General features: G+C 36.8%; 14 protein-coding genes and 1 tRNA gene. 4 read left to right on the top strand and 11 right to left on the bottom strand.

Translation table 11 applies throughout. The features are described from left to right. Together FXX65_RS04105 and FXX65_RS04100 are read left to right on the top strand one after the other, a co-directional pair. Nucleotides 1–3,039: a pectate lyase gene (locus FXX65_RS04105; RefSeq protein WP_147615214.1), complete on the top strand. Its 3,039-nt coding sequence runs from the start codon at nucleotides 1–3 to the stop codon at nucleotides 3,037–3,039. A 127-nt stretch (nucleotides 3,040–3,166) separates the two neighbouring features. Continuing rightward, nucleotides 3,167–3,847, top strand: a complete 681-nt coding sequence (locus tag FXX65_RS04100; RefSeq protein ID WP_147615213.1) for a tRNA-uridine aminocarboxypropyltransferase — start codon at nucleotides 3,167–3,169, stop codon at nucleotides 3,845–3,847. A gap of 2 nt (nucleotides 3,848–3,849) precedes the next feature. On the opposite strand, the gene FXX65_RS04095 is transcribed toward FXX65_RS04100, so the two are convergent. The 8 genes from FXX65_RS04095 to FXX65_RS04060 form a co-directional block, all read right to left on the bottom strand. Continuing rightward, nucleotides 3,850–5,547: a glycoside hydrolase family 3 protein gene (locus FXX65_RS04095; protein ID WP_147615212.1), complete on the bottom strand. Its 1,698-nt coding sequence runs from the start codon at nucleotides 5,545–5,547 to the stop codon at nucleotides 3,850–3,852. A 59-nt stretch (nucleotides 5,548–5,606) separates the two neighbouring features. Then, complete coding sequence (trxB, locus tag FXX65_RS04090; protein WP_147613536.1) at nucleotides 5,607–6,551, bottom strand: thioredoxin-disulfide reductase; 945 nt, start codon at nucleotides 6,549–6,551, stop codon at nucleotides 5,607–5,609. A gap of 335 nt (nucleotides 6,552–6,886) precedes the next feature. Next, nucleotides 6,887–6,958 (bottom strand) — tRNA-Cys (locus FXX65_RS04085). 105 nt (nucleotides 6,959–7,063) lie between these two features. Continuing rightward, the gene (locus FXX65_RS04080; protein ID WP_147615211.1) at nucleotides 7,064–7,591 is read right to left on the bottom strand and encodes a hypothetical protein; all 528 of its coding nucleotides are present in this window, start codon (nucleotides 7,589–7,591) and stop codon (nucleotides 7,064–7,066) included. After that, nucleotides 7,578–8,114: an NUDIX hydrolase gene (locus FXX65_RS04075; protein ID WP_147613534.1), complete on the bottom strand. Its 537-nt coding sequence runs from the start codon at nucleotides 8,112–8,114 to the stop codon at nucleotides 7,578–7,580. Before FXX65_RS04075 ends, FXX65_RS04080 begins: the two co-directional genes overlap by 14 nt. Next, nucleotides 8,111–8,980, bottom strand: a complete 870-nt coding sequence (locus FXX65_RS04070; RefSeq protein ID WP_147615210.1) for a GNAT family N-acetyltransferase — start codon at nucleotides 8,978–8,980, stop codon at nucleotides 8,111–8,113. The genes FXX65_RS04075 and FXX65_RS04070 overlap by 4 nt, the downstream gene beginning before the upstream one ends. A 15-nt stretch (nucleotides 8,981–8,995) precedes the next feature. Further along, the gene (locus tag FXX65_RS04065) at nucleotides 8,996–10,687 is read right to left on the bottom strand and encodes a putative bifunctional diguanylate cyclase/phosphodiesterase (RefSeq protein ID WP_147615209.1); all 1,692 of its coding nucleotides are present in this window, start codon (nucleotides 10,685–10,687) and stop codon (nucleotides 8,996–8,998) included. A 37-nt stretch (nucleotides 10,688–10,724) separates the two neighbouring features. Beyond that, a complete protein-coding gene (locus tag FXX65_RS04060; protein ID WP_147615208.1) occupies nucleotides 10,725–12,113 on the bottom strand; it encodes an MATE family efflux transporter in 1,389 nt (462 codons plus the stop codon). Between the two features lie 242 nt (nucleotides 12,114–12,355). Between FXX65_RS04060 and mnmA the strand changes: the two genes are divergently transcribed. Beyond that, entirely contained in the window at nucleotides 12,356–13,528 is a 1,173-nt protein-coding gene (gene mnmA / locus FXX65_RS04055; RefSeq protein WP_147615207.1) for a tRNA 2-thiouridine(34) synthase MnmA, read from the top strand. Between the two features lie 109 nt (nucleotides 13,529–13,637). Here mnmA and FXX65_RS04050 read toward each other — a convergent pair whose 3' ends face one another. Beyond that, entirely contained in the window at nucleotides 13,638–14,501 is an 864-nt protein-coding gene (locus FXX65_RS04050; protein WP_147615206.1) for a hypothetical protein, read from the bottom strand. 84 nt (nucleotides 14,502–14,585) lie between these two features. Between FXX65_RS04050 and ilvY the strand changes: the two genes are divergently transcribed. Next, a complete protein-coding gene (ilvY, locus tag FXX65_RS04045; protein WP_147615205.1) occupies nucleotides 14,586–15,500 on the top strand; it encodes an HTH-type transcriptional activator IlvY in 915 nt (304 codons plus the stop codon). A 62-nt stretch (nucleotides 15,501–15,562) separates the two neighbouring features. Here the strand turns inward: ilvY and FXX65_RS04040 are convergent, their stop codons facing one another. Continuing rightward, entirely contained in the window at nucleotides 15,563–16,750 is a 1,188-nt protein-coding gene (locus FXX65_RS04040; protein ID WP_147615204.1) for a dienelactone hydrolase family protein, read from the bottom strand. A gap of 154 nt (nucleotides 16,751–16,904) precedes the next feature. Next, the gene (locus tag FXX65_RS04035) at nucleotides 16,905–17,750 is read right to left on the bottom strand and encodes a phosphatidylserine decarboxylase (protein ID WP_147615203.1); all 846 of its coding nucleotides are present in this window, start codon (nucleotides 17,748–17,750) and stop codon (nucleotides 16,905–16,907) included. Nucleotides 17,751–17,794: the final 44 nt, after the last annotated feature.

Below are 17,794 nucleotides of genomic sequence, written 5' to 3'. Positions count from 1 at the left end.
ATGAAAAAACTATTTTCATTTGGGCTGTGCATTTTTGTTGCTTCAACACTTTTTGCACAATCTGCACGCCCAGACTGGAGTTCTGTTGCAGAACCAGAAATAAAATCCGTAAGCCTTACAGAAGGAAATCCAAACGAAATTTCCGTAACCTTTACGGCAGCAACAGATAACAAAACGGCAGACAAAGGCTATGTAGAAATGCAAGGACCTTACGGAAAACCTGTAAAAAACACATTTGGAAAAACACGCCGTGCAGAAAAACACGCAGAATTTTCCCCTGAATTTTCGGGCAGGTATTCTTTTACTGTATACACACAGCGCAACGGAGAATCTAAAGAAAAATCTTCAAAAACCGTAAGCTTTGATTTTACACTTCCACTAATAAAGCCAACAGTTTCAACATTAAATATTGGCGGTGGCGATGTTGAAGTAAAATGGGATGCAATAACAGAGGCCGATGGATACATCGTTTCATACACGGACTCTACGGGAAAAACCTTAGAGCTTGCTAAAACAACTTCGCTTAATGCAACAATCAAGGCATTAAAACCGCAGACATATTCCGACATTACAGTTTTTGCAGTTCGTGGGAATGAACGCGTTGGTTCAAATCCAATTCATAAATTGATTAGAGCAGAAAAAGAGCGTGTCTGGACATTTACAGAATTTGGAACTTCCACAAATGCAGAACGAAATCGCTATGAATTGTTAGATCCAAATGACCTAAAAGTAACTTTGTATTCTTGCACGTTTAATCCCGAAAATGGAAACATAATGGAAAAAGGCGGAAAATTTGAAAGTTATTTTGATGGAATCTCTTTTTACTACACTGTAATTGATCCTAAAAAAGAAAATTTTGAATTAACTGCAACCGTAAATGTAGATTATCACAACTCAATGGCAGACGGACAAGAAGGATTTGGTCTTTTGGCACTCGACAAGCTGGGGGTTGAAGGTCAACCATTGATGATTGCATACAATAATTCCGCTGGAGTAATAACACGCAAATTTACAACACATGTAAACGGCGTTAAAAAAGAAATAAAAAATGGAATAGGTGCTCGTTTTGTAAGTGGGCTTACAGACGAAGTTATCGCGCTCGGCGACGAAGGAATTAAGGCTCGTGCAACAAGCAAATCGTTTGCATTCTCTTACGACCAGGGCTCCGATGCAATAAAAACAGGCGACACTTATAGAGTAACACTCAAAAAAGACAATACTGGCTATCACGCAATCTACAAACGTGCAATTCCTTCAGAAGACACAAAAGAAGAATTCATAATGTACGACAACGAAAATGTAAAACTTCTTCAGCTGGATAAAGAACACATCTATGTTGGTTTTGCAGTAGCAAGAGGTTGTAACGCAACTTTCTCTGACGTTGTATTAAAAATAACAGACCCAAAAAATGATCCTCCTGCACAGGAAGAACCGCCAGAGCTTGTTCCACTTGCAACAACAATCGACTGTCCTACAACTTGGTACAATCAAAAATATCCATTTGCATTTACAGCAAATGCAAACGGAACTTTGCGCGTAGAAACAACAGATGGCAAAGTTTTAATTAAGGATGAAAAAATCACCGTTCCAGCAGGAAAGAAATTTGTAGATTTTAAAAAGACAATCAAAATCAACAAAGATTTAACAGACCTTTTGGTAACTTTTGATCCAGAAGATAACTGGAAGCCAGAGCCAGGAGCGGTAATTGCACAGTTTAACAGAGAAATCAACGATTACGAAAAAAACTACAAATCGGTAACCTATTCTCATTCAATCATCTCTAAAACTTACAAAGGGGCAAGTCTCTATGTTTCTCCTAACGCAAACGCATTTGGAAAAGGAACAAAAGACGAACCTTTGGACTTGCTTTCTGCGGTTGCATATTGCCAGCCGGGGCAGACTATCATAATGCTCGGTGGAACTTACTATCCAGGAAAAAGCATAGAAATTGAACGCGGAAACGACGGTACTGCAAAAGCTGGAAAATCGCTGATTGCAGAAGCTGGAACTCGCCCTGTACTTGATTTTTCAAAATCAAAAGCAAAGGTAACAGCATTAAATCTCTACGGAAATTACTGGACGCTCAGAGGCTTTGACATAACAGGAACTCCAGGCGATGTAAAGGCTCTTCAAGTTGCAGGAAGCTACAACAAGATAATCGAAGTAGACACCTACCTTAACGGCGATACAGGAATTCAGATTTCTGGACGTTCTTCTGAAAGTTACGAAAAATGGCCACACGACAACCTTATTTTAGGCTGCGAATCTTTTGGAAACAGCGACCCTGCACAAAACAATGCAGACGGATTTGCTTCAAAACTTACATCTGGCGACAACAACGTTTTCCGTAACTGCGTAGCACACCACAATGTTGACGACGGATGGGATCTCTATTCAAAAGTAGAAACTGGCGCAATCGGTGCTGTCCTTATTGAAAACTGTATCGCTTATGGCAACGGAACAAAACTCGACGGAACAGGTAAAGGCGACGGTAACGGATTTAAACTCGGCGGTGATGGAATCGGAATAAAACATATCTTGCGCAACTCAGTTGCTTGGGGTAATGGACTAAACGGAGTAACATCTAACTCAAATCCTGCATTGATTTTAGACCGCGTAACTTCTTTTGGCAGCGTAAACTACAACATATCTCTCTACGGCAAAGGAAAAGCAGCAGCAAGCCCTAGAACATTCCAGGCGACAGGTGTGCTTTCTGTAAACGGTGGCTCTGGAGATAATTTTGATTCTTCGAACGATCCAGACCTTGCATCCAAACTTGCAGCAGAAAATAACTACTTCTTTAACGGAGCAAAGTCATTAAATTCCGCTGGGCAAGAAGTTACCAAAGAAGAAATTTTTGTAGACAGCAATATTGCAAAATATGCTAACGGTTACAATGCGGACGGTTCTTTTAACAGAATTCCTCGCAACGCAGCAGGGCAGTTTGAATTGGGAGATTTATTCAAGCTAACGGATAAAACTCCAAAAAATACAGGGGCTGACTACAACTATATCTATTCAAATTCAAACGCAAAATAATTAACTAAAATTTAATTCAGTTTTGCTTGCCGGGAAAATCTCCCGGCATTTTTTTCGTTTTTTTCGCCGTTCAATTTTTATTATTCGATTCCAAGCGAACGTTTTTTTCTCTATAATTGCTTTCATCATGCGAGAAATCTGTTACAAATGCTTTCGCCCAAAAGAAAATTGTTTTTGCAAATATCTAAAGCCTTTTGACTCTGAAATAAAATTCGTTTTTTTAATGCACCCAAAAGAAGCAAAACGGCAGAGAACTGGAACAGGAAGGCTTGCCCACGCTGGACTTTTAGACTCCGAAATAATAATGGGAATCGACTTTACAAAAAACGAAAGGCTTTGCAATCTGCTTTCAGACGAAAGATACTTTCCAGTTTTGCTATATCCTGATAAAGACGCATGGTCATCACAAAAAGAAGGATTTAAAGAAGAGTTAAATGGAAAAAAACTTTTGGCGATAATAATCGATTCAACCTGGTTTTGCTCAAAAAAGATGATAAAACTTTCAACAAATATAATGAAATTGCCAAAATTGAGTTTTTCGCAAACTTATTCTTCAATCTTCACATTTAAAAAAGAGCCGCATCCGCATTGCGTTTCTACAATAGAAACCTGCTATTATCTCATAAAAGAAATGCAGCAAGCAAACATCATAAAAAAAAATGATTCTTGCGAATGCCTTATGACTTCTTTTAAAGAGATGATAAAATTTCAACTGCAAAAAGAAAACGACAGAATAAACGGACTTCTGCCAAACATCCATCCAAAAGACAGCAAATTTACAAAGATAAAAGCGATTCCAAAATTTTAAATTTACAGAGGGAGTTTTCCAGTTGGCTCAAATTCGCCATTCAAAGCGGCAAATAAAGCTTTAAAAGTATAAGGCGAATAACTGTAACCAAGAAGAATAGAATCTGCCCAGTTAAATCCCAAAACTCCAACTGGCGAAAGAACAGACATGATAATCACCTTTTTGCCCGTTCGCTCAAGGCTCGAGGCAATCATTGCGCTTCTTTCGTTTGCAACACAGATTATGATGATGTCAAAGTTTCTTGCCGTGGATTCAATATTTTTTTTCATCCATTCCGCTTGATTTGGTCCCATCTCATAATCATATTTAAATTCTGCACAATTCGGATAGCGTTTTTTTGCCTGTTCAAAAAATTCTGGAAATTGGTTTTGCCCTGCCAAAAGGATTTTTTCCCCTTGGCTTGCTTTTAATGGAAAATTTTCACCTTTTTTTTGTAAAGTTATTGAACGACATGCTTGATTCAAAAAAAATTTTTGACCTTCCCTATCAGGAACTCGCTCTTTTACTTTTTTGGGGTCTGGATAAAGCGGAGCGGCATTTTTGCTTTTAAAGTAATTCAACTTATAAAGCAAAACTCTCCTAGCTGCTTTTTTAACAGTGTTTCTAAATTCCGTATTGTGATTCATCAGTTCAAGATTAGAAGTCCAAAGGTTTTCCTGCCAGAGTGCAGTAGTAGAAGAAATTACAATGTCATTGCCAGCTTCAATAGCAAGTCTAAAAGCACGACTCAAACTGCCAGCATACATAGTCGCTCCGTTCATCATCATATCGTCGGTAATTATAAGTCCTTCGTAACCTAACCTATTTCGCAAAATATCCGTCAAGAAAATTTTAGAAAGGCTTGCGGGAACTCCATTGGGAACAATCTTTGGAAAACTCAAATGTCCGCTCATTATTGCAGGAATTTTTTCGGCAATAAGATATTTAAAAGGAATCAATTCTCGATTTTCAAGAGTTTGATAGTCTATGTTGATTTCTGGCAAATTTCCATGACTGTCTAAACTCGTGTCTCCATGCCCCGGAAAATGTTTAGCGGTGGGAATAACACCAGCATCGATAGAGCCTGCAACAAAACTAGCACCCAACTGCCCCACATGTTCAGGATTTGAAGAAAACGAACGCGGCCCAATCACCGTGGATTTTAAGTTGGTATAATTGTCCACAGTTGGAGCAAAGTTCATATTTATGCCCAAGGCGTTTATCTCGCGACTTATATAAAAAGCAGAATAATAAGAATCCATAGGATATGAAGAAGCGCCAATCGCCATGTTTCCAGGAGTGTCAGAAGTGTCGCCTTTTACGTGGCGAATCCAGCCACCTTCCTGGTCTGTTGCAACAAAAAGCGGTATCTTTAAAGGCCGCAGCTGCGATTTTTCCTGCAATTTTGAAACCGAACGAGCAACAAGTTCTGTGTTGTCTGTATTCCAGCCAAAAACTTTTACGCTACCAAGCCCCCGTTCATGCACCCAACGAATCAAAAGTTCACTTGGTTCTGCTCCTGCCCAACCAAACATCAATATCTGGCTCAAAAGCTCTTCATCGCTCATCTTTAAAATCAAAAAATCAGCAAGCTCTTCAGAAGGGTAATCGCTCCAAAAATCAGCATCATCTTTTATATTCGATTGTGCCGATAAAAAATTTGCAGACAAAAAAGCAAAACACAAAAAAGCGAATATTTTATTTTTTAAAGCAGTATTCATATAAGGAATGCCCAAGGCGAATGTTTTTACGAAAATTTTATCGACTTGCTTAAAACAATTTACAAAGACTTAGACTTTATAGTAGAAACGTATTCGCTAGCCATGTGAGCAGCAATCGCGCCATCGCTCGCAGCCGTTACCAACTGTCTAAAAGGTTTTGCCCTAACATCTCCAGCCACATAAAGACCTGGAATCTCTGTTTCCATCTTATAATTGGTTATCAAATATCCAACTTCATCCTTTTTAAGCGTATCAACAAGCGAAGTTAAGGGCTTCATTCCAACAGAAACAAACACGCCATCGCATTCAATTTTTTGCGTAGAAGAATCCAAGCGATTTTTTAATACAACAGACGAAACTTTTTCTTCGCCTTCAATCGATTCAATTTCGGAATTAAACTTAACAGTTATTTTTTTATTTTTAAAAACCTTGTCCTGAATCGCTTTTTGTGCTCTAAACTCATCGCGTCTATGCACCAAAGTAACATCATCAGAAAAAGAAGTAAGATGTATTGCCTCTTCCAAAGCGCTGTCGCCACCGCCAACAACAACAATCTTTTTTCTCTTAAAAAACGGACCGTCACAGGTAGCACAATAACTAACGCCCTTGCCAAAAAATTTTTCTTCGCCAGGAACGCCAAGTTTTCTGTGCTCAGCCCCCGTTGCAATTAAAACCGCATAAGCAAAAATTTTACCAGCATCGCTTTCAATCACAAAGCGATTTTCACTCTTGTCGATCGAATTCACTTTGCCTTGTAAAATCTTAGCACCAAAATTTTCCGCCTGCAAACGCATATTTTCAATAAAATCTCCACCGTTAATCGACGGAAAAAATCCCGGAAAATTTTCCAAATTAAAAATATTCAAGGCCTGCCCACCCGGATACCAGGTGTCCAGTAAAAGCGTATCAAGCCCACCACGCGCACCATATTGAGCAGCCGTTAAACCAGCAACCCCAGCGCCAATAACCACAAAGTCATAAATTTTTTCTTTAATATCTTCCATATATTTATTATAGTAATTTTTTTTTTGATAGACTACAAAAAAATAAGGAGCGCAATTATTTGTCACGACCAGCTGTTCGCGGTTGCGCTATCGCTCCATTGGCGTTCCGCCAACGCGTTGCGCCGCTGCCATCTGGGCTAAGTCTTTTCTACAAAAATCAACTTTCCGTCAGCAGAACAAAAAACGCACTTTAGAATCGAAATAAAAAATGGCTATCTTTTTGCAAAATAAAAATCTCGCTAAAGATAGCCACATATATATTTACGGGTACCGGCTTTGCCAAGACATACCCAAAAAAACAAAAAACGATGCTAAAAAGCATCGTCCTTTGATACAGGCGTCTAGCAGAATCGAACTGCTCAATCACGGTTTTGCAGACCGTTCCCTTACCACTTGGGTAAGACGCCGTGTTCGTCTAATATATAAAAAAAAAATCCTTATGTCTAGTCTAACAAGCAGATTGGAACAAATAGAAAAGTACTTACAATCCTCGTATTCAATGCAAAATAATCCTAACATTGTGCAAGACTTGGGCATTCTTTTAGAATAGCGTCCAAAGCCTTGTTTCTAGTTTCTTCATTAGGAAAGACCAGCGTTATCTTTGAACCTTTTTTGGGTAAAATTTCTAAAAGTCTAAAATCAACTTGAGAAGTGTCTTCGTCTTTTTCGTAAGCAAGCGTAGGCAAACAAAGAATCTGCTCGTATTTTATTGCTGTCGTATCGCTTATTATCATATTTTCAAAAATTCCGTTCATCTTAGAATTAGCCACCTGCCTAGACGCTAAAGCAGTTGCAATAAGCGCTGTACAAATAAAAACAACCGAAATATACAAAGCAAAATTTCTAAACGGAATAATGCCGATTAACGCTGCGCATACAGCAAAAATCGCATAAGAGCGAATTGGAAAATCGGATTTCAATTCCATTTTGATTTTTCCACATTCTTTTTTTAATCTTTTAATTTCAAAAGGAATTCTTAAAATCAAAAAAGCAAAAATGCAATACGCCACTACAGTGATAAAAATTTTAAGATTCTCCATTTTTTGTTCTCCCTAAAAAAAATTTTAAAGTTCTTTTTGCACTTTCAAATGCAAGCGGAATTTCGTCTATGCTTTTTTCATCTTTTACACTAAACCATTCCAGCCCTGCAACTTCTGTTTCCTGCAAGTTGAATTTTACTCCATCTGGAAGTTGTGCCGTAAAAAACAAATCGCAGGTTTTATAATCAAATTTTTTATATTCATAATCATTTGGAAAACTGCAAAGATATTTTAGGTCAAAAGGGGTTACTCCCAATTCTTCCTGACATTCTCTAACACATGCCTGTTCTGCACTTTCGTCAAAATCGACAAAGCCCCCAGGAAAAGCATAAAAATTTTTTCGAGGCTCTTTCGCGCGTTTTTCTAATAAGAGTTTTCCGTCTTTATTAAAAATTAAAAGTCCAACCGCAGTTGCAACATTGTTGTAAAGTTCAAACCCACAGTTTGAACATTCCCATCGCCTGTTTTTTATGTTTGCGATAGTTTTTTTAGCACAAATTGGGCAAACAAAAAAATCATTCATCGCTTAAATTCCTTATTAAAATAGATTATACAAAAGTTGCAGATTTTTCTAAAACCGCATTCGTCGTAAACTTTTAAAGCTGGCAAATTATTCACTTTTGCAAATAAAATACACTTTTTTTGTTGCGTATGGAATTTTTGGCATACGCAATCGACCAGAGTTTTTGCAAGCCCATGATTTCTGTATTTTTCTAGAGTGTAAATTCCTGCCAAGAGCGCATAATTTTTTCCGACTGCGTTTACAGTCAATTTGCAAAGTGGAACATTTTTTATTTTTCCTGCGTAAACCGCACCTGCATCCAAAAAAAGCTCAAAACGTTCACGGCAAGCATCTTCGTCAAATTTAAAACCGTCAATCACGACTTCTTCTTTTTCAAACGCAACTTGCATTTCAAAAATTTTATCAAAATCGTTTTCAGCGCATTTTTCAACAACAAGTTGACGATTTGCTTTTTGAAGCGATTTTTTTGAATCAAATCTGCCTTCTTCCATTAAAAAATAGTTGATTTGCGATTTTACACTTTTAAAAAAATTTTTAGTGATGAATTCTTTTAAAAATTTTGTTCCAGTTTCTTCTCCTACAATGCTAAAAAGAAACTTTGGCGTATGCTCATTAAAAAAAAGTAAAAACGCATTTTGAATTTCAATAATATTTTTGCCATAAATATTTGGCAGACAGTGATGTATCGTTATTCCTTGTATAAAACTAAAAACTCCGTGAATTTCGTTAAAATGACCGCGCAAAACAAAAATCGATTTTGCATCGTGAAGAATTTCGGCATAGAGTGTCAGTGAAAATTTTTCGTAAGGAAGCATATATTCAAGAATTTTTTGCTTTTCATCTTCCTTCATCATTTCTATACGCATAAGCTGCCTTAAAGACTAAAGTGCTGCCATAGGGGCTGGGCGACCAAGGAGATTTCCTTGAATAATATCGCAATTATTTTTTGTAAGATAATCCAACTGAATTTGGTTTTCAATTCCCTCTGCAATAACTTTTAATTGAAGTTTATGAGCCATTTCGATTATGCATTGAATTATATTTTTCTCGCTTGGAACGATTCCAATTATGTCGATAAAAGATTTATCGATTTTTACAACATCCAAAGGAAGCAAACGCAGATAACTCAACGATGAATATCCAGTACCAAAATCGTCCAGTGCAATCGTTATTCCAAGCTCTTTTAACTGCGTAATTACAAATTTTGCAACTTCAAACGAACGAATCAAAACGCTTTCTGTTATTTCAAATTCCAAATAAGCCGGATTTATACCAGTCTCGTTTATTATTTTTCTTACAGTCGAAATAAAATCTGGATCTCTAAATTGAGCAACCGATATATTTATTGCAAGCATTGGTTTTTCTTCATAATCGTTTATCAATTTCATAAAGCAAACGCAGGCTTCTTTCATAACCCACTTGCCAATTTCTACTATTAATCCATTTTCTTCTGCAACAGGAATAAAATCTTGTGGCAAAATATGCCCCATTGCAGGCGATGCCCACCTTGTTAACGCTTCAAACCCCCGCAATTTTTGTTCAGGAATATTGTATTGCGGTTGAAATTCCATATATAGTTCGTTGTTTATTATTGCAGCAGAAAGCCTTTGTTCTATATCAACTTTATTCTCAAGAGTAATCTGCATATTTGGCTCAAAAAATTCAATTTGGTTTTTGCCATGAGATTTTGCTTTAAAAAGAGCGATGTCCACCTGTTGTAAAAGCGTTGCAGGATTTTCTGTGTCTTTTGGATAACTTGCAATTCCAAAACTCGCAGTCATCCTATAATCTTTGTCTTTGTAATGAAACGGTTTGCTCACAATTTTGTTTAATTCGTTTGCATAGGATTTTATTTCCGCCTCTGCAAATGAACCTGGCAAAATTATCAAAAACTCATCGCCGTCAATTCTTCCAATCGATGCAGGATATTTTATGAATTTTTGCAAATTCTTTACAATTTTTTGAATCAGAACATCGCCAATCTGATGTCCCAAAGTTTCATTTAAAAATTTAAAATTATCAAAATCCATCATCAAAAGCGAAAAAGCAGGAATTTTTGAATAGCCGGTCATAAAATCTGTTATAGTAGCAATCCGCTCTTTTCTGTTTGGAAGTCCAGTCAATTCATCAATATAAGAAAATCGCTGAATGTATGAAACGCTCCTTTTTATCTTACAATACTGACTAAAAATCACAGTGCAGAGAATTATGGAAACAATGGAAAACGGCACACCTAAAAATGCGGGAATTTCTTTTTTTATTATAAAAGCGTGCAAAACAAAAACTATGTTAAAAAAATTTACGATGAGGGCAAGCCAATACCCAATTTTTCCTCCAATTATTACAAATTGAGTTGAAAGGAGCAATTCGATAAGTCCAATCAAAACTCCAAAAAAAACAACTTCCTGCATTTGAATATAAAACGACTGCATTTCTGGCGGAAGAATTGAATATTTTGCAAAAGAATGTAGCGATGCCTGAAAAAACATCAATGCGACGTAGACAAAAAAAAGCAAAACAAGAAAAAACTTTTCCAACTTGTGTTTTAAAGCAAAACCACGTATTTCTTTCATTATAAGATAAACTCCTTGGAAACAACTTTAGCTTTGACTAATGTGTAACCCTATGTAGCCATTTTCCGCTTTTAAGACGCCAAGCACCTGCTAAAACTTTAAACACTTGTTCAGTTTCTAAAAATAACATTATTGCAAACGGTGGCAAATTCCACCAAAACGCTGCAACAAAGGCGAGTGGAATAGAAATAAACCACATAAAACCGTTATCTATAATCATGCTAAAAATTGTATCGCCCCCAGCCCTGCATACGCCAACTATCAAAAGCATATTAAAGGCTCTCAAAGGATAAACACACATCAAAACATAAATCATGGACTGTGCGAGCAAGATTATATATGGGTCAACTTTAAATATAAATTTTAACGAAAAACTTAGTGGAATCAAAAGCAAGCCTATAATAGCACCCATCAGCGGCATAAACCATGACGAACGCTGAACATAGGCTTTTGCGCCTTCTATATCTTCTGCCCCAATTTTTTTACCTAAAATAACAGCAGAGGCATTTCCCATTCCTATAAAAAATACCCAAGTCAACTGGTTTATAGTGTTTGTAATATTAAAAGCCGCAATTGCAAAAGTCCCAGCCCTTGCAAATATTGCATTTTGAGTTGTTATTCCAAGCCCCCAAACTGTTTCGCTTACTAAAACAGGAAAAGCAATTTTAAAAACTTTTTTTATAAACGAAAAATCAAAATCAAAAAATTCTGCGATTTTTCCGCAAACTTCATAATGCCTTGAATATGAATAAATTATGACTATAAAAAATTCTATAATGCGGCAAATCATGGTGGCAAGAGCCGCTCCACTTACTCCCATCGGTTGAATTGAAAATTCCTGCCCAAATAAGAAAAAATTTGTTCCAAATATAAAGATATAATTAAAAATACCATTTAAAACTAAACTTATTGAGGTACAAACCATTGGAAGATAAACGCGCTCTGTGTTTCTAAATGCCATTTGAAAAGCAAAACTTATTGCAGTAAAAGGATAGCTAAAAGCAACAATTTTTAGATACGAAACTCCCTGTGCAATAACTTTTAAATCTTTTGTGTATAAAGAAAAAAGTTTATCTGGTAAAAAAAATCCAGCGATAAAAAACAAAATAGAGAAAAAAGTGCAAACAAAAAGCATTATTCCTACAGTGCGCCTGATTCCTTTTATGTTCTGTTGCCCCCAATATTGACTTACAAAAACCCCACAACCAGAACTTACTCCAAAAAGTATGATGCTGAGCATAAAATAAATTTGATTTCCAAGCCCGACTGCAGCAATTTCTACAGCACCAAGTCTTCCGACCATAATTGTATCGAGCATGTTTACAAAGGTCTGCATAAGATTTTGTAAAATTATGGGAATTGCAAGGGAAAAAAGCGTCTTATAAAAACCTTTAAGCAAATTTTTGCGTTCTAAAATCTCTAGCATAAACTAGTTATATCACAATAAACTATAAATGTCGTGCGACCATAGAAAATAGCCCCGGGCGTTGCGGTAACACCACAGGCAAAGCCGAGGAGTTTGAGCAAGCACGGGATTTTCATGAGGCAGTAGCACCTTTTAACTTTTGTATTTTGATAAATATTTATGCTACAAAAATTATAGATTTTTTTATTGTTAAGTTTTTTGCTTGTTTATATACTTGCCAGAAGTTTGATTGGGGAATTTCTATGAAGTATTTTGATGAAGATTTACCAAAGTCTGGAGACACTGTTGTAGTGGGAATGTCTGGAGGTGTGGATTCCACTTTGACCGCTTTGCTTTTACAAAAGGCAGGGTGCAATGTTATAGGAGTTACAATGTCCATTTGGGACGGCAGAATTCCAGAAATTAAGAGCGAAAAATCGATAAGAGAAGCTTGCTATGGACCCAACGAAGAAAAAAATATTGCAGATTGCAAAAAATTCTGTAACGAAAATCAAATTGAATATCACGTAATTGACGTTAAAGAAAGTTACCGTAAATTTGTACTTGAATATTTTAAAAGCGAATATCGCTCTGGAAGAACGCCAAACCCGTGCATAAGATGCAACAGATTTATAAAATTTGATGCGCTTTTAGAAGGAATTCGCTCGCTAGACATTCAATTTGACTATTTTTGCACAGGTCATTATGCGAGAATCGTGCGACCAGAAACACCCCTTTTTGACAGCCATAAAAGACCATGTATGATTGCAAATGCAAATGATGTTACAAAAGACCAGACATATTTTCTGTATCGAATTCCGTCGAGCGTGCTTGAAAAAGTGAGATTTCCACTTGCTAACAAGACCAAAAAAGAAGTTTTTGAACTTGCAAAATCTTTTAACCTTGAAGCTGCAAACAGAGAAGAGAGCCAGGATTTTATTGGCCCTGAATATTTTGACATGATTTTTAACGACAAGCCGAGCGTGCCTGGCGATATAATAGATTTAGATGGGCACGTTTTGGGCAAGCACCGCGGAATTGAACACTACACTATAGGGCAGCGAAAGGGGCTTGGCGTTGCATTGAATTATCCTGCATACGTCCAGCATATAGACGCAAAACAAAATATTGTTGTTCTTGCGCCCAACGACGCTTTAAATTCAGATGCTCTTATTGCCGATGATTTTGTTTGGCCTGAAAATGTTGAACCAAACAAAAAATTTGAAGCGATGGTTAAAATCCGCCTTGCAAGCAAACCCTCGCCAGCAATTATAGAAAAATATATTCCAAATGATGAAGATAAAAACGAATATTGCGGAACTCCTTGGAAGATAACATTTAAAGAAAGTCAAAGAGCGGTTGCGCCTGGACAATCTGCGGTTTTATATGTAGATGGAGTTATACGCGGTGGCGGAATAATAAAACAGACTGTTTAGTCAAAAAAATGCACCTTAAAAAGTAGCGGTTTTGCCAAAATTTAAGGTGCTTTCATCGATAGATATGCGCGCGTTTATATATGTGTGCGCACTTATAAAATTTTATATTTTATTTTGCATTGGCAGTTGAACTTGGAGCACTTGCATATACATAGACGAATTCATTTATTGCAACAAGCTCGTTTACAGTCCCACCAAATTTTTCAGAAACGGCATAGGTTGTTGTTCTTGTAACATTACCCTTGTCGTCGTATTTGTAAATTACCCGGCGAATCAATTTATTTTCGTTGTTATAAGACTGCTCTTCTGTAATGGCGTATTTTTCGTCAAAGCGATAGACAACTTTCTGTACAATAATTCCAGATGAATTTGTATATACGGTTTCTGAAAGTTTGCCTGCGTCGTTATATGCAAAGTTGCGTTTTACTTCTAGAGTGCCGTCGGCATTGTAAGCACAATTTTCGATTTCTCTGCCTTGGTCATCAAATTTTATTATAGTTTTTCCGAGCAAAACTCCGTCTGCATTGTAATATGCTTCTTCGCTCTGCTTTGCTGTAAATTTCCAGATTGACTTATTTATGAGCATATCGCTTGCATTGTATTCTGACTCTTCGACTTTGTTGCCTTTTTCGTCATAGGAAGTTGCTATTCGCCAGCTCACTTTGCCGTCAGAATCGTAAGCAGTTGTAGAAGTCAACCTGCCGTCTACATCATACGCATAGTTAAGTCTGTCTACCAATGCATCTTTTGCAGTAAGCTCTGTTGACTGAGTTCTGCGTCCTTGAGAATCGAACGAGTGAACATACTTTGATTTTTGCGAGCGATAGTAGTCGCCAAATTTTTCTGTGATTGTATAGTCGATTTTTGTGTATTCTTTTACATCTCCAACAGGCTTTATAGTCGCTGCTGGGTCAAAAGCGTAAAGATTAAAAGCAACTGCTGCTGAAGTCAAAACAACTAAAATCTTTTTCATCTATTCCTCCGAATATATTTAAAACTATTTCTCGAATTATATCCCAATGTATAAATTTTCTCAAATATTTCCTAAAATGCCTTTATGGATTTTTTTGAATTGGAAGCTTTTTTAACTCTTTCTAAAACTCTGCACTTTGCAAAAACTGCGCAGCGGGTAAATCTAAGCCCTTCCGCCTTGAGCCGACTCATAAGCCGCCTTGAAGATGAAACCGAGCAAACTCTGCTTGAGCGCAATAATCGGGAAGTAAAATTGACTTTTGAAGGCGAAATATTTGCCCAATTTGCAAAAAAATGCATGGAAGAAAAAGAAGATGTTTTTTCAAGGTTCAAATCAAAATCAAATGCGATTGCAGGAATTTTACGCGTATACGCTTCTGTAACTGCCTGCTACTCTATAATGCCACCATTTTTAAGCCGACTTGCAGAACAATATCCAGATATTCAATTAAATGTAGAAACTGGAGACCCTGCTGGTGCAATTTTAGCCATAAAAGAAGGACGAGCCGATATTGCAGTTGCAGCGATTCCAGATTCACCCCTGGCAGAAATAGACTGCATTCCCGTTCGAAGAACTCCATTGGTTTTTGCTGCGAGCACAGGAGGTCCTTTTGAAAAAGTCAGCGGAAGTCCACAGGATATTGTTTCTTCAGTTCCGCTTATCCTGCCAAAAGCAGGAATCGCAAGAGAACGATTTGATATTTGGACAGAATCGAGAAATGTAAAACCAATAATAGCCGCAGAAACAGAAGGCAACGAAGCGATAATGGCAATGGTACAACTTGGACTTGGCATTGGACTTGTGCCTCATATCGTTTTAACAAATGGACCGTACGAAACTGGTTTTACCTGTCATTCAGCAGGAAATTCACTCGGATATTACGAAGTTGGATTTATTCAAAAAAGAATTTTTTCGGGAAGCGAATCCTATAAAAAAATGCGGCAGGCTGTAGATAAAATTCTACATTCACCAGACCGCAGTTCTAATCATAAAAATTAAAGATGCACGCAATCATAAAATAATCATCGCGTGCATTTTGTCGTTAAATTTTTAAGGTGAGTTTACTTTCCAAATTGAGCATCGAGCCAATCGAATGCTGACTTTTGCTTATCAACAGGGAAAGAATGGTCATGTCCTGCGAAAATTTCAGTCTTTAACTTATCTTGAGCATTGTTTGCAGCCCAAATTTTTTGAATCTTCTCGTAACCTTCTTTTATGCCAGCTACAGGATTTACAGGGTCAACATCGCCATTTATAAAATACATTGGTTTAGGAGCGGCAAGACCTGCAACATCCGGATAATCCAAGAATTTTGCGATTGTTGGATGAAGCATTGAATATGCAGAGTTGCCTTTGAGCTGTCCGTCTTTTTCTACGATGTGCCCCTTCATAGTTCCAAACCAGCAAACGCTTATTCCAGCAGTTATGTCGTCGCTGATTGCAGCAAGTTGCCAAGATCGGAATCCACCCATGCTAAAGCCTAAAGCTGCAACACGTTTTTTATCTACTTGAGGAAGGCTTGCAAGGAATTTTGCAGCACGGCAATCTTCTTGTGCAATTATTCCTGCAAAACTTGTTCCCATGTTAAATAAGTTGCTTGCCAAAGATTGCTGACTGTCTGTTGCAAAGCCTTTTACTGAGCGGTCGCCCCAACCAAGTGCGTCAAAACTCAAAACAACATAACCTCTTTTTGCAAGTTCATCGCCAGGATATAATTTTGAAAAATATGAATAACTCCACGCATCAGAATTCTTTAATTTTTCTTTATCCTCTTCTGTATTGCCAAAAGGTTTTACCATTTTTTCCTTACCAATTACAAATTTTGAACCGTGGTCGTGCAACATCAACGCAGCAGGATAAGTCTGATTTTTCTTCCCATTAGGAACTAAAAGATATGCGAGAACGCGGCTGTCTTTAGAAATATTGAATACAACTTTTTGAGCGGTGTAACCATCTCGTTTTTCACTAGCGATAACAACCATATCAAAAGGAGTATTATCTTCTTCTTGAATAATAAGTTCACGAGCCTTAGCAAGTCCGTCTTTTTTCCACTGGGCAACATCTACCCCATCTTTATATCCCATCTTAAATGTCCAACGACTTTTTATGTTTTCATAAAATGTTGGAAGACAGCGACTGCTTGCATTGATTTCCTGAGTAACATATTCCTTACTTCCCTCTGCAAACGATGAAAAAGCAAAAAAAACAGCAAATACGGCAAAAGCCGCTCTTTTTAATAATTTCTTCATATTTTCCTCCAAAAAATTTTACCAGAGAAGTTTAATCTGGCAAAGTAAAGATTATCTTATGTTACGTCTATTTTTTAGAGAAAAATATATAAAATATGCTAAAAAAATATACAAAAAAGAAGGAATTCGCTAAAATAACAAAAAAAATCAGATTTTATAGTTTTTTCCCAATCCTAGAACCGTATAAAACTCTATATTCTTTTCCATCTAAAGTCGAATTTTTTATTTTTTCGTCCAAAACGATTTTATCTTTTTCAAAAAGGAGAACTATTGTAGAGCCGTGCAAATCAAAATACCCTTTTTCTTCGCCTTTTTTAAAACAATAATCTTCGTGATGATTCACTATTCCGCCAACGCTGAATGCACCGACTTCTATTTGCGCAACATCTCCAAAATTTTGTGTTTTTAAGATAGTCCAAGAGCGCCTGTTTTTTGTGTAAACCTTAAACGTTCGGCAGCACACTGGTTGAACAGAATACAAAGTCCCTTTTATAAAGTGATTTTTTTCAAGAGAACCGCAATCTATATAACAATAGCGATGATAATCGTTTGCACAAAGCCTAAAAACAAGACAGTCGCCTCCAGAATACTTTGAAGAAAATTCATCTGTTCCAAAAAAGTCTTTTAGAGAATAATCAAATCCTTTTATACAAAAAGTTGAATTATCTTCTATCTTATAAACGCTTAAAAAACTGTCACTCGGAGAAATTAACAAATCTTCTTCTCCTTCAACTTTTCTTGAAAAATCCTTGCGAGTAAAAAAATCATTAAAAGATTTAAATTTTCGCCCAGCAAATGCAGACATATCTATGTTATTCTTTTTTACAAAACCGCCTATCAAAGTTTTGCTAAACGGAGTACGCAGATAAAATCCCATAAGCTTTGGAATCTGCAAAAAAAGCGTCAAATTATATAAAAATCTTCCAAAAGGAGTCCTACACAAAAAAAGAACAGACTTGTCGTTACCTGGCTCATTGCCATAAGCGTTGATGATATTCATATTTTGATTTTATCAAACAAATTCTCTCTAATCAAAGGCCGTTT

The sequence above is a fragment of the Treponema pectinovorum genome, from assembly GCF_900497595.1.
Taxonomy (GTDB): Bacteria; Spirochaetota; Spirochaetia; order Treponematales; family Treponemataceae; genus Treponema_D; species Treponema_D pectinovorum.
Note: the sequence above shows the minus strand (reverse complement) of the source record. Positions and strands in the feature narration are given on the sequence as shown.